Raw genomic sequence first — 11,744 nt, 5'->3', positions numbered from 1 at the left:
GCCCCGTTCCTCGATGATGGCCAGGCAGTCTGCCAGCGAGGCACATCCTTCGAACAGCCGTCGCAGGCCATCCCCTTGTTCGCCGGTCAGCCGGGTCAGCCACGCCAGGCACTGCGTCCGTACGGCCGCGTACTCGTCGATTTCCATGCCCACCTCCGTCTTGGTTCATGCCAACTTACGGTATGACAATGGTCGAGCCAACAAGTTCCTTGCGACCGGGGCACAGCGCCTTACGTTTTCGGTGACTTCACCCGACTTCACCATTACCCTGCCAGGTATTGCGCCGATCCGGATGAACGAGCATCCGCTCCACCACGACAAGCCACACCTGCGGTATTTGGGCAGCGACGGGCCTTACACGGTATCCGTGATGACGCCTACCGCGGATGGGCGCATGACTGCCGCCGACTGTGCCGGTTCGATGGTGAAGCGGCTCGTTGCGCGCCCGGGTATGCCGCCGCTGGACAGCATCTTCCGCGCGCGTCTGAACGATCGCACCTATGCGGCGATCTACGCGATGCCGGGTGCGGGGAAGCCGGTCCTCCACGCACACATTCTTTCCGCGGCCACCGGTGGAACCCATTGTATCGAGGTACACGTGTCGAGAATTGCCGGTTCCCAGGACGACGTCGCTCCGTGGTTCAAGGGCGTGGGCGCCGCGGATATCGAAGCAAGATAGCATCTCGCCCGCGCTGCCGGCGCCGAGGCCGAGGTGGCGGCGAGAAACACGCCGATGGTTGTGCCGGCACGGCGCCGCCGCTTGCTATAAAATCAATATCTCGCATGAAGAAACCAGGCTGAATCAAGGGAAAAGTGCTGACGGGCTTGAATCATCTGACGCTTGCGGTGCGCGAGCTGGAACCCAGCGTGGATTTCTATCGCAGCCTGCTGGGCTTTCGCCTGCACGCCAGCTGGCGTTCGGGTGCCTACCTGTCGCTGGGGGAGCTGTGGCTATGCCTGTCGCTCGACCCGAGCCGAAGCACGGTGCCTTCGCCCGACTATACCCACTACGCCTTCAGCATCTCGCAACAGGATTTCAGCAATTTCGCGCGGCGGCTTCTCGACCACGGTGCCCATCAATGGCGGGACAATCGCAGCGAGGGCGACTCGCTGTACTTTCTCGACCCCGATGGACACAAGCTCGAGGTTCATGTCGGCGACCTCGCCAGCCGGCTGGCCCAGTGCCGCGCCCAGCCATACGAAGCCATGCGTTTTTTCGACCAGGCTCCGTAGCGGGTGGCGCATCGACAAGAAAATATCGTGGAACTTCACCTTGGGCTGACCCCATTTCCGGACCGGGTTTTCGTGGACGAGCAGCCATGGCCGGCCGAGCACCTGTGGCCCCTGCTGTCGGTCGACCTGGGCGTGTTCGCGCATCGGGCCGTCAACCCGCGCCAGGGTGAGCGGGCGCTCGGGGGGGCTGGGCCTGGCGATCGCCGCGTCTGCGACGGCGCGCCACGATGGCCGCATCCGCCTGGAGGACGCGGCCGGCGGCGGCTTGCGGGGCGTCGTCGCATTGCCGCTTGCCGGTGGCATGGCGTGTGACGACCGTGGCGCGATCGGCACCGGTACAGCGGATAGGTCGGGGAGGAAAGTTCAAGGCTCCGGCAGCATGCCATGTGGGGAACACGGCCTGCGGCGGAGCCTTTCGTGGTGGTCGACGGGACTAATCGTCTTCGTGATACCGGTCGGTCAGTTTGTGCTGCGAGCCACGGCTTTCCGAAACAATTTCAAACGCGATCAGCGCCACGGTGGCTATGGCGATGCCGATCGTCAGCAGAGTAGGCATGATGTATCGAGCCCCCTTGCGACGGCTCGCTCCCTTGGTTGATACGATTAAACTGTAGCAGACGCGCACGTGAATACAAGGCGCGGGGACGCAATTTTCACGCTTCCAAGACAGCGATTTCACAATTGCCGGGCTGCTTGCCCAGCTTGTGCCAGTCCTACTTCACCACCAGGTCGGCTGACATCACCGCTTTCAGCAGCACCGGCTCTTCGGGATCGCGCTGGACGAACCACCAGGCGCTGGCCTTCTTCATTTCCCAGTCCAGCACCTGGCCCGTCAGCAGCAGGGCGGCGACCTGGCCCAGGGTGGGCTGGTGGCCGACGATGACGACGGTTTCCTTGCCGGCCGGCCAGTTGGCGGCCTGCAGCACCGCCTCCGCCTCGGCGCCCGGCACCAGCGCGGCATGCGTCTTGTACTTGCGGCCCAGGCCTTCGGCCGTCTGCACCGTGCGCACGGCCGGGCTGGCCAGGATTCGGCAGTTTTCCGGCAGCTGCGAATCGAGCCACTGGCCCATGCGCTTGGCCTGCTTGATGCCCTTCGACGTCAGGGCCCGCTGCAGGTCGGGCAGGCCCACGTCGCCGGGCTCGGCCTCGGCGTGTCGCCACAGTATCAGATCCATCCGTTCTCCTTATTCCCGCGCTTCCTTCGGGACGGTGCGTTCGTTGCCGGCCGCCACCGTCATCTGCGATTCATCCGTGGCCGTGCCCAGCGCATGCATCAGGTGTTTCTGGGCGCTGAACGGCGCCTGCTTGGCGCGCGGCTTGCGGCGATGGTATTGGCCGTCCGCTTCCAGCTCCCACGCGTTCACATTATCCTTCAGATACGGGTTCAGGCCCTCGGCCATCACGCGCCGTTTCAGGGCGCGGTCCAGCACGGGGAAGGCCACTTCGATACGGCGGAACAGGTTGCGGTTCATCCAGTCGGCGCTGCCCAGGTAGATATCGTGCGCCAGGTCGTTGCGGAAGTAGTAGATACGGCTGTGCTCCAGGAAGCGGCCGATGATCGAGCGCACGCGGATGTTTTCCGACAGCCCCGGCACGCCGGGGCGCAGGGTGCAGGCGCCGCGCACGATCAGGTCGATGCGCACGCCGTCCTGCGAGGCCGAGTACAGGGCGCGGATGACGCTCTCGTCCACCAGCGCGTTGACCTTGACGATGATGCGGGCCGGCTTGCCGCTCTTGGCGATCTTGGCCTCGTTGCGGATGGCCTTGATGATCTGCTCCTGCAGCGCGAACGGTGCCAGCCAGATATGGTGCAGCTTGTGCGGCTTGGCCAGGCTGGTCAGGTGCATGAACACTTCGTTGACGTCGCGGCCCAGTTCCGGGTTCGACGTCAACAGGCCGAAGTCCGTGTAGAACTTGGTGGTGGTGGGGTGGTAGTTGCCCGTGCCCAGGTGGGCGTAGTAGCGCAGCGCGGAGTTGCCGCTGCTGCCTTCGCGGCGGATCACCAGCGCGATCTTCGCGTGCGTCTTCAGCCCCACCACGCCGTACACCACCTGGGCGCCGGCCTGCTCGAGTTTGTCGGCCCAGTTGATATTGGCTTCCTCGTCGAAGCGGGCCAGCAGTTCCACGACGACCGTGACTTCCTTGCCCAGGCGCGCGGCCAGTATCAGCGCTTCCATCAGGTCCGAATTCATGCCGGTGCGGTAGACCGTCTGCTTGATGGCCACCACGCAGGGGTCGTTGGCGGCGCTGCGGACAAAGTCGATGACGGTCTGGAACGACTGGAACGGGTGGTGCAGCAGCATGTCGTGCCGGCGCAGGGTGGCGAAGATGTCGTTGTTGACGCTCTTGTTCAGCACGCCCGGGATGAAGGGGGCGAAGCGCAGGGCCGGGTTCTTCGAGTGCTCGGCGATTTCGTTCAGGCGTACCAGGTTGACGGGGCCGTCCACCTGGTACAGGCGCGTCTTGTCGAGGCCGAACTGGTCCAGCAGGAACTGCGACAGCTCGGGCGGGCAGTTCTTCGCCACTTCCAGCCGCACCGAGCGGCCGAACTGGCGGCCCAGCAGCTCGCCCTTCAGGGCCTGGCGCAGGTTCTTCACTTCATCCTCGTCCACCCACAGGTCGGAATCGCGCGTGACGCGGAACTGTGAATAGGCCATCACTTCGCGGCCGGCGAACAGGTCGGCGATATGGGCGTGGATGACGGAGGAAAGCAGGCAGAACGACATGCCGGGGGTGTCCGACAGCTCCGTCGGCAGGGGGATGATGCGGGGCAGGACGCGGGGGGCCTTGATGATGGCGATCGCGGTACCGCGGCCGAAGGCGTCCTTGCCCGACAGTGCGACGATGAAGTTGAGGCTTTTGTTGACGACCTGGGGGAAGGGATGGGCGGGGTCGAGTCCGATCGGGGTCAGGAGAGGCCGTACTTCCCGTTCGAAATACTCCTTGACCCATGCCCGCTGGGCCTCGTTGCGCTGGCTGTGCCGGACGATATGGATCCCGGCATCCTGCAACAGCGGTAGTACTTCGGTATTCAGTATTTCATATTGCCGGGTGACGAGGGCATGGCATTCGGCGCTGACCCGGTTCAGGTTGGCCGTCAGGGAAGGGTGTTCCGACAGTACCCCGTCGACACTGGCCGCCGCCAGCAGGCTGGCCACCCGCACTTCGAAGAATTCATCCAGGTTGCTGCTGACGATACACAGATAACGCAGGCGTTCGAGCAGGGGGATGGCGGGGTCCTCGGCCTGGGCCAGCACTCTTCGGTTGAAGGCCAGCTGGGACAATTCGCGGTCGAGGAACATCGCCGGCCTGGCGAGCTCCGTACGAGTTTCTGGCTTCATGGGCTTATCATTTCTTCTAATCATGAATACAACAATTTTAACGCCACACCGCAGGGTACATGAGGCTTGGCCGAGTATGGCGCGCGTTGTATGACAGTGTAAGTGGGAAATATGACAGCTTCATGACTGAAAGCTAACTCATTATGACAACGGCTTTGCGCGTTTCCCCGCTCATCAATAAGGCATAAGTGGTTGATCTGGAACGGATCAATAATAAAACGATCAAATATTTCAAAACGCGCCAGCCATGTCATAAAGCTGTCATATTGCGTCTTTACACTCCGCATCACTCAAACCCAACCCCAGAGGAACTTTGATATGCGTATGAAACAGTTGATGGCCTCCCTCATCGTAGGCGCGTCCGCGGCAGTGGCCTTCACCAGCGCCGTCGCAGCGGACATGACCGGCGCAGGCGCTACCTTCCCTTATCCGATCTACGCCAAGTGGGCGGAGTCGTACAAAGCCGCCACCGGCAACGGCCTGAACTATGCTTCGGTCGGCTCCGGCGCCGGCATCAAGCAGATCAAGGCCAAGACCGTCGATTTCGGCGCGTCGGACATGCCGCTGAAAGCGGACGACCTGGAGCAATCGGGCCTGATGCAGTTCCCTGCCATCATGGGCGGCGTCGTGACCGTGGTCAACCTGGAAGGCATCGCGCCGGGCCAGCTGAAGCTGACGGGCGACGTGGTGGGCAATATCTACCTCGGCAAGATCACCAAGTGGAACGATCCTGCCATCGCCGCGTTGAACCCTGGCGTCAAGCTGCCGGCCGACGAGATCACCGTCGTGCACCGCGCCGATTCCTCGGGCACGTCGTTCCTGTTCACGGATTTCCTGTCCAAGACCAATCCTGAATTCCAGAAGACCGTCGGTGCCAACAGCGCCGTCAAGTGGCCGACCGGCGTGGGCGGCAAGGGCAACGAAGGCGTGGCCGCCAACGTGCAGCGTATCAAGGGCGCGATCGGCTATGTCGAGTGGGCCTATGCGAAGAAGAACAAGATGTCGCACACCCAGCTGAAGAACAAGGATGGCGTGTTCCTGCAGCCGGACGACGAGAACTTCAAGGCCGCCGCCGCCAACGCCGAGTGGACCAAGACCCCGGGCTTCGGCGTCGTGCTGACGGACCAGGCCGGCAAGGCTTCGTGGCCGATCACGGGCGTGTCCTTCATCCTGATGTACAAGCAGCAGGCCGACGCCGCCAAGGGCAAGGAAGTCATCAAGTTCTTCGACTGGGCCTTCGCCAACGGCGACAAGTCCGCCGTCGACCTGGACTACGTGCCCCTGCCCGACACCGTCGTCAAGCAGGTGCAGGCGGCCTGGAAGGCCAACCTGAAGGACGCTTCCGGCAAGGCGCTGTACTAAGCTTTAATCTCCCCCTCGCTGCCCGAGGGGGCTAGCTGTGACTCTCGGGGGCCTGTCCCGCGAGCCCATCGAGAGTCACCGCTAGCCCATCAAACCGATAAAAAAATGTCCATGAGTGCAGAACTTTCCACCGTCCCCGTGACGGAGCCGCAGGCGGCTTCCACCGTCTCCCAGGCGGCCATGCTGTCGGTCATGCGCCGCCAGCGCCTGCAGGATTTCATCTTCCACAAGGTGACGATGCTGTTCGCGCTGTCGGTGCTGTTCGTCCTGATTGGCATCATCATCTCGCTGGTCATCGGCGCGGTGCCGGCGCTGAAGGAATTCGGCCCCGGCTTCATCACCCGCGTCGAGTGGGACCCCATCAACGACCAGTACGGCGCGCTGATCGCCATCGTCGGCACCCTGTCGACGGCCGGCATCGCGCTGTTGATCGCCTTCCCCGTCAGCTTCGGCATCGCCCTGTTCCTGACGGAAATCTGTCCGGCCTGGCTGCGCCGCCCGCTGGGCACGGCCGTCGAGCTGCTGGCCGGCGTGCCGTCGATTATCTACGGCATGTGGGGCCTGTTCGTGTTCGCGCCCCTGTTCGCCGACCACGTGCAGCCGCTGCTGAAGTCCACCATCGGCATGCTGCCCATTATCGGCGAGCTGTTCCGCGGTCCGACGATGGGCATCGGCATCCTGACGGCCGGCCTGATCCTGGCCGTGATGATCATCCCCTTCATTTCCTCCGTGATGCGCGACGTGTTCGAGATCGTGCCGGCCGTGCTGAAGGAATCGGCCTACGGCCTGGGCTGCACCCGCTGGGAAGTGGTGCGCAAGATCGTGCTGCCGTACACCAAGACCGGCGTCGTCGGCGGCGTCATGCTGGGCCTGGGCCGCGCGCTGGGTGAAACCATGGCCGTCACCTTCGTCATCGGTAACGCCAACAAGCTGTCCGCATCGCTGTTCGCTCCCGGCAACAGCATCGCCTCCACCCTGGCCAATGAATTCGCCGAGGCCGCGTCGCCGCTGCACGTGTCCTCGCTGTATTCGCTGGCCCTGATCCTGTTCGTCATCACCTTTATCGTGCTGTCCGCCGCCAAGCTGATGCTGGCCGGCATGTCGCGCAAGGAAGGCGTCAAATAATGAAGACCTCCACCATGAATGCCGCTCCCGCCGTCAACAAGGTCTACCGCAAGCGCCTGCTGCAGCACCGCGTCGGCATCGCCCTGTCCGTGGCCGCCATGTCGCTGGGCCTGGCCGTGCTGCTGTGGATCCTCGCCACGCTCGTCATCAATGGCGTGCAGGCGCTGACCCCGGCCCTGTTCACTCAGACGACGCCGGCCCCCGGCAGCGAAGGCGGCGGCCTGATGAACGCCATCGTCGGCAGCCTGATGATGGTCGGCCTGTCGACCCTGGTGTCGACGCCGATCGGGATCCTGGCCGGTATCTACCTGGCCGAGTACGGCGAGGAGAACAAGCTGGCCCAGGTGACGCGTTTCGTCACCGACATCATGCTGTCGGCGCCGTCCATCGTCATCGGCCTGTTCGTCTATACGATCTACGTGGCCAACGTGAACCACTTCTCCGGCTATGCCGGTTCGCTGGCGCTGTCGCTGATCGCCGTGCCCGTCGTGGTGCGCACCACCGACAATATGCTGCGCCTGGTGCCCAACAGCCTGCTCGAAGCGGCCTTCGCCCTGGGCGCGCCGCGCTGGAAGGTGGCGACGATGGTGCGCCTGCGCGCCGTCAAGGCCGGCGTCGTCACGGGCGTGCTGCTGGCCGTCGCCCGCGTGTCCGGCGAGACGGCACCGCTGCTGTTCACGGCGCTGAACAACCAGTTCTTCAGCGCCGACATGAACAAGCCGATGGCCAACCTGCCGTACGTGATCTACCAGTTCGCCATGAGCCCTTACGACAACTGGCGCGAGCTGGCCTGGGGCGGCGCGCTGCTGGTGACGTTCTCCGTGCTGGCGCTGAACATCATCTCGCGCACCCTGTTCAACCAGAAGATCCCCAACTGATCCTCGAGATTCTTTTAAGATACGACACACTATGACCACGAACGTGACCATGAATGCCCAGGCGGCCGCCCCGGTGGCCCGCCAGCAGAGCAAGATCATCGAGATCAAGGGCCTCAATTTCTTCTACGGCAAGACGCGCAGCCTGACCAACGTCAACCTGGACATCCACGAGAAGCAGGTGACGGCCTTTATCGGCCCGTCCGGCTGCGGCAAGTCGACCCTGCTGCGCACCCTGAACCGCATGTACGACCTGTACCCCGGCCAGCGCGCCGAAGGCACCATCGCCTACCGGGGCCGCAACATCCTCGACGCCGACCAGGACGTCAACATGCTGCGCGCCAAGGTGGGCATGGTGTTCCAGAAGCCGACGCCGTTCCCCATGTCGATCTACGACAATATCGCCTTCGGCGTGCGCCTGTACGAAGACCTGTCGAAGGGCGAGATGGACGAGCGCGTCGAGTGGGCCCTGAAGAAGGCGGCCCTGTGGACGGAAGTGAAGGACAAGCTGGGCAAGTCCGGCCTGTCCCTGTCGGGCGGCCAGCAGCAGCGCCTGTGCATCGCCCGCGGCGTGGCCGTCAAGCCGGACGTGCTGCTGCTGGACGAGCCGACCTCCGCGCTGGACCCGATCTCGACGTCGAAGGTGGAAGAACTGATCAGCGAACTGAAGCAGGACTACACGATCGCCATCGTCACCCACAATATGCAGCAGGCGGCGCGCTGCTCGGACTACACGGCCTATATGTACCTGGGCGAACTGGTGGAATTCGGCGTGACGGACCAGATCTTCATGAATCCGGCCCGCAAGGAAACCCAGGATTACATCACCGGCCGCTTCGGCTGATCAAGAAGAACAACGGGAGAGCAGCCATGATGGGCGAACATTCATCCAAGCAATATGACCACGACCTGGAAGCGATCCGCTCGAAGGTGCTGCTGATGGGCGGCATGGTCGAAACGCAGTTCCTCGATGCGATGACGTGCTTCCGCATCGGTAATATCGAACGGGCCGAGCGCGTCATGCGCGAGGATGACGCCGTCAACCAGCTGGAAGTGCAGCTGGACGACCAGTGCAGCCACCTGATCGTGCGCCGCCAGCCGGCCGCCAACGACCTGCGCACCATCATGGCGACGATCAAGGTCATCACGGACCTGGAACGCATCGGCGACGAGGCGACGAAAATCGCGCGCACGGCCAAGAGCCTCCATTCGCGCGGTGCCGTCACCGTCAACCACTATGAAATGGTGCGCACCATCGCCACCGCCACCAGCGACATGCTGCACGACGCGCTGGACGCGTTTGCCCGCAACGACCATAACCAGGCCTTGCAGCTGATCGCCCAGGACGCCGTGATCGACCACGAGTTCCGTTCCATCATGCGCAACCTGATTACCTTCATGATGGAAGACCCGCGTACAATTTCAGCGGCGCTCGACACCATGTGGGTGGCCAAGGCGATCGAGCGCATCGGCGACCATGCGAAGAACATCGCCGAGTACGTGATCTATGTGGTGGAAGGGCGCGATATCCGCCACAGCAAGCCGGCCCTGACGGCCACGGGCGCGGTACCGGAAACGAAGGAAGACTGAAACGAGCATGGCATCCGACAAAACGACCGTACTGATTGTTGAAGACGAGCCCGCGATTGTCGAGCTGGTGACGTTCTCGCTGCGCGAGGCGGGCTGGAACTGCTGCGCCGTGCAAAGCACGGCCGAGGCCTGGGACTTCATCCATGAACGCAAGCCCCAGCTGATCCTGCTGGACTGGATGCTGCCGGACCAGAGCGGCCTGCGCCTGCTGGCGCGCATCCGCGGCGACCGCCACTTCGCCGACATCCCCGTCATCATGCTGACTGCGAAGAGCATGGAAGAAGACAAGCTGGCGGGCCTGAACAGCGGTGCCGACGACTACATCACGAAGCCGTTCTCGCCGCGCGAGCTGCTGGCGCGCTCGCGCGCGCTGCTGCGCCGCAAGAGCCCCGAACACGCCGATTCGGCCATGCGCGCCGGCCCCGTCACGCTCGACCCGATCAGCTGCACGGTGACGATGGGCGAAAACAAGATCGATATCGGCCATGCCGAATACAAGCTGCTGAAGTTCTTCCTGGCCCATCCGGAGCGGGTGTTCTCGCGCAGCCAGCTGCTCGACAAGGTGTGGGGCGACCATGTCGTCATCGAGGAGCGCACCGTCGACGTCCACGTGCTGCGCCTGCGCAAGGCCCTGAAGGAAGCGGAACACCTGATCAAGACGGTCCGCAGCGTCGGTTACATGCTGTCCGAGAAAACCTGAAGGACGGCGCATGAACCCGAAACTGCTGTTCTGGGTGCCGGTGGCACTGCGGCTGGCCTTTGCCGCCGCCGGTGTCGGCCTGTTGTGGTGGTGGTCCGGCCCGATCACCGCGCTGTGGGTCGCGCTGCTGCTGGTGCTGGGAATGGCGCTGGTGCAGCTGCACTACCTGTTCCAGCTGTCCGGCTGGCTGGACAACCCGCAAAGCGCCAAGCTGCCGGACGGCTGGGGCGAATGGACGCCCGTGTTCTCGCGGCTGTACCGCATGCGCCGCGACGACGAGAAGAACCAGGCCGAGCTGACGGAATGGCTGGCGCGCTTCCGCCAGGCCATGCACCTGCTGCCGGACGGCGTCGTCATCATGGACGACGTGCTGTTCCTGGAGTGGTGCAACCCGGCCGCCGAGGAACACCTGGGCCTGCGGCAGGACCGCGACAAGGGCATGCGCGTGACGAACCTGGTGCGCAGCCCGGACTTCATGGACTACCTGATCCTGGGCCGCTACGACCAGCCGCTGACGCTGTCGTTCCGGGGCCGCAAGCTGATCGTCCATATCATCCCCTTCGAGAACCGCCGCCAGATCCTCGTCACGCACGACATCACGGAAAACGAGCGTACCGACATGATGCGGCGCGATTTCATCGCCAACGCCTCGCATGAGCTGCGCACGCCGCTGACCGTCATCGTCGGCTTCCTGGAAATCGCCGCTTCCGAACACCTGGACCGCGAAACCCGCCAGGCCCACCTGAACCTGATGATGGAGCAGGGCCACCGCATGCAGCACCTGATCGAGGACATGCTGACCCTGTCGCGGCTGGAGTCGCTGGACCACCCGATGCGCGCCGAACGGGTCGACATCCACACCTTGCTGCACCGGGTCCAGCGCGACGCCCAGGCCCTGTCCGTCGGCAAGCACGACATCAGCCTGGAAGTGCAGGGCGGCGACGTCATGGGCAGCTCCGATGAACTCTACAGCGCCTTCGGCAACCTCGCCGCCAACGCCGTGCGCTACACGCCGGCCGGCGGCAAGGTGATGCTGCGGTGGGAAGACACGGCCACGGGCGTGCGCTTCGTCGTGCGCGACACGGGCATCGGCATCAGCCCGGAACACATCTCGCGGCTGACGGAGCGCTTCTACCGCGTCGACAAGAGCCGTTCGCGCGAAACCCAGGGCACGGGCCTGGGCCTGGCCATCGTCAAGCACGTGCTGCTGCGGCATGGCGCCACCCTGACCATCGAATCGACGCCGGGGCAGGGCAGTACGTTTACCGTCAATATGCCCAAGTCGCTGGCTGCCGTGCAGGCTGCCTGAGCGGCGACCCCGGCGAAGCTGATACAATCCCGGCGGCCGCGTCACAACGCGGCCGCCGTGCTTTTGTCAATCCAGCAGATCGAATACCATGTATGTAAAGCGCCTTACCGCGTGCGCGCTGGCGGCAGTGCTGCTGGCCGGTTGCACCGCCACCGCTCCCGTCGCCACGCCGTCCACCGCCGCCGGCACCCCGCCCGCGGTAAGGCGCT

12 protein-coding genes are annotated in these 11,744 nt (G+C 64.0%); 9 read left to right on the top strand and 3 right to left on the bottom strand.

Going from position 1 to position 11,744, the window contains the following annotated elements; all coding sequences use genetic code 11:
* The first annotated feature begins 145 nt into the window (after positions 1–145).
* Both GM672_RS25685 and fos read left to right on the top strand, forming a co-directional pair.
* Positions 146–679: a hypothetical protein gene (locus GM672_RS25685; protein WP_155473362.1), complete on the top strand. Its 534-nt coding sequence runs from the start codon at positions 146–148 to the stop codon at positions 677–679.
* A gap of 134 nt (positions 680–813) precedes the next feature.
* Entirely contained in the window at positions 814–1,233 is a 420-nt protein-coding gene (gene fos, locus GM672_RS25680; RefSeq protein ID WP_170300244.1) for a fosfomycin resistance glutathione transferase, read from the top strand.
* Between the two features lie 433 nt (positions 1,234–1,666).
* Here the strand turns inward: fos and GM672_RS29605 are convergent, their stop codons facing one another.
* The 3 genes from GM672_RS29605 to ppk1 form a co-directional block, all read right to left on the bottom strand.
* On the bottom strand, positions 1,667–1,789 hold the full coding sequence (locus GM672_RS29605; RefSeq protein WP_260099330.1) for a hypothetical protein: 123 nt from the start codon (positions 1,787–1,789) through the stop codon (positions 1,667–1,669).
* Between the two features lie 157 nt (positions 1,790–1,946).
* Complete coding sequence (gene sixA, locus GM672_RS25675; protein WP_155473361.1) at positions 1,947–2,408, bottom strand: phosphohistidine phosphatase SixA; 462 nt, start codon at positions 2,406–2,408, stop codon at positions 1,947–1,949.
* A 9-nt stretch (positions 2,409–2,417) separates the two neighbouring features.
* A complete protein-coding gene (ppk1, locus tag GM672_RS25670; RefSeq protein WP_155473360.1) occupies positions 2,418–4,574 on the bottom strand; it encodes a polyphosphate kinase 1 in 2,157 nt (718 codons plus the stop codon).
* Positions 4,575–4,910: 336 nt separating this feature from the next.
* Between ppk1 and pstS the strand changes: the two genes are divergently transcribed.
* From pstS to phoR, 7 genes are all read left to right on the top strand, one after another.
* A complete protein-coding gene (gene pstS / locus GM672_RS25665; protein ID WP_371867102.1) occupies positions 4,911–5,936 on the top strand; it encodes a phosphate ABC transporter substrate-binding protein PstS in 1,026 nt (341 codons plus the stop codon).
* A gap of 180 nt (positions 5,937–6,116) precedes the next feature.
* Positions 6,117–7,061 (top strand): phosphate ABC transporter permease subunit PstC, encoded by a 945-nt coding sequence (gene pstC / locus GM672_RS25660; RefSeq protein ID WP_371867103.1) that lies wholly within the window; start codon positions 6,117–6,119, stop codon positions 7,059–7,061.
* On the top strand, positions 7,061–7,939 hold the full coding sequence (gene pstA, locus GM672_RS25655) for a phosphate ABC transporter permease PstA (protein ID WP_371867101.1): 879 nt from the start codon (positions 7,061–7,063) through the stop codon (positions 7,937–7,939). The genes pstC and pstA overlap by 1 nt, the downstream gene beginning before the upstream one ends.
* A 49-nt stretch (positions 7,940–7,988) precedes the next feature.
* Positions 7,989–8,780: a phosphate ABC transporter ATP-binding protein PstB gene (gene pstB / locus GM672_RS25650; RefSeq protein WP_155473364.1), complete on the top strand. Its 792-nt coding sequence runs from the start codon at positions 7,989–7,991 to the stop codon at positions 8,778–8,780.
* 26 nt (positions 8,781–8,806) lie between these two features.
* Positions 8,807–9,526: a phosphate signaling complex protein PhoU gene (gene phoU / locus GM672_RS25645; protein WP_155473357.1), complete on the top strand. Its 720-nt coding sequence runs from the start codon at positions 8,807–8,809 to the stop codon at positions 9,524–9,526.
* 7 nt (positions 9,527–9,533) lie between these two features.
* Positions 9,534–10,226: a phosphate regulon transcriptional regulator PhoB gene (gene phoB / locus GM672_RS25640; protein WP_155473356.1), complete on the top strand. Its 693-nt coding sequence runs from the start codon at positions 9,534–9,536 to the stop codon at positions 10,224–10,226.
* 10 nt (positions 10,227–10,236) lie between these two features.
* Positions 10,237–11,535, top strand: a complete 1,299-nt coding sequence (phoR, locus tag GM672_RS25635) for a phosphate regulon sensor histidine kinase PhoR (RefSeq protein ID WP_155473355.1) — start codon at positions 10,237–10,239, stop codon at positions 11,533–11,535.
* The last annotated feature ends 209 nt before the right edge of the window (positions 11,536–11,744 follow it).

It is taken from the genome of Pseudoduganella buxea (assembly GCF_009720835.1).
GTDB classification, from domain to species: domain Bacteria; phylum Pseudomonadota; class Gammaproteobacteria; order Burkholderiales; family Burkholderiaceae_D; genus Rugamonas; species Rugamonas buxea.
The sequence above is the reverse complement of the archived record's forward strand: the minus strand, read 5'-3'. Positions and strand labels throughout refer to the sequence as shown.

Excerpts from the sequence above, each read along its gene's own strand:
- pstC (WP_371867103.1), top strand. The coding sequence starts at position 6,117 with ATGCTGTCGGTCATGCGCCGCCAGCGCCTGCAGGATTTCATCTTCCAC.
- pstB (WP_155473364.1), top strand. The coding sequence starts at position 7,989 with ATGAATGCCCAGGCGGCCGCCCCGGTGGCCCGCCAGCAGAGCAAGATC.
- GM672_RS29605 (WP_260099330.1), bottom strand. The coding sequence starts at position 1,789 with ATGCCTACTCTGCTGACGATCGGCATCGCCATAGCCACCGTGGCGCTG.
- phoR (WP_155473355.1), top strand. The coding sequence starts at position 10,237 with ATGAACCCGAAACTGCTGTTCTGGGTGCCGGTGGCACTGCGGCTGGCC.
- pstA (WP_371867101.1), top strand. The coding sequence starts at position 7,061 with ATGAAGACCTCCACCATGAATGCCGCTCCCGCCGTCAACAAGGTCTAC.
- GM672_RS25685 (WP_155473362.1), top strand. The coding sequence starts at position 146 with ATGCCCACCTCCGTCTTGGTTCATGCCAACTTACGGTATGACAATGGT.
- phoB (WP_155473356.1), top strand. The coding sequence starts at position 9,534 with ATGGCATCCGACAAAACGACCGTACTGATTGTTGAAGACGAGCCCGCG.
- ppk1 (WP_155473360.1), bottom strand. The coding sequence starts at position 4,574 with ATGAAGCCAGAAACTCGTACGGAGCTCGCCAGGCCGGCGATGTTCCTC.
- pstS (WP_371867102.1), top strand. The coding sequence starts at position 4,911 with ATGGCCTCCCTCATCGTAGGCGCGTCCGCGGCAGTGGCCTTCACCAGC.
- phoU (WP_155473357.1), top strand. The coding sequence starts at position 8,807 with ATGATGGGCGAACATTCATCCAAGCAATATGACCACGACCTGGAAGCG.
- sixA (WP_155473361.1), bottom strand. The coding sequence starts at position 2,408 with ATGGATCTGATACTGTGGCGACACGCCGAGGCCGAGCCCGGCGACGTG.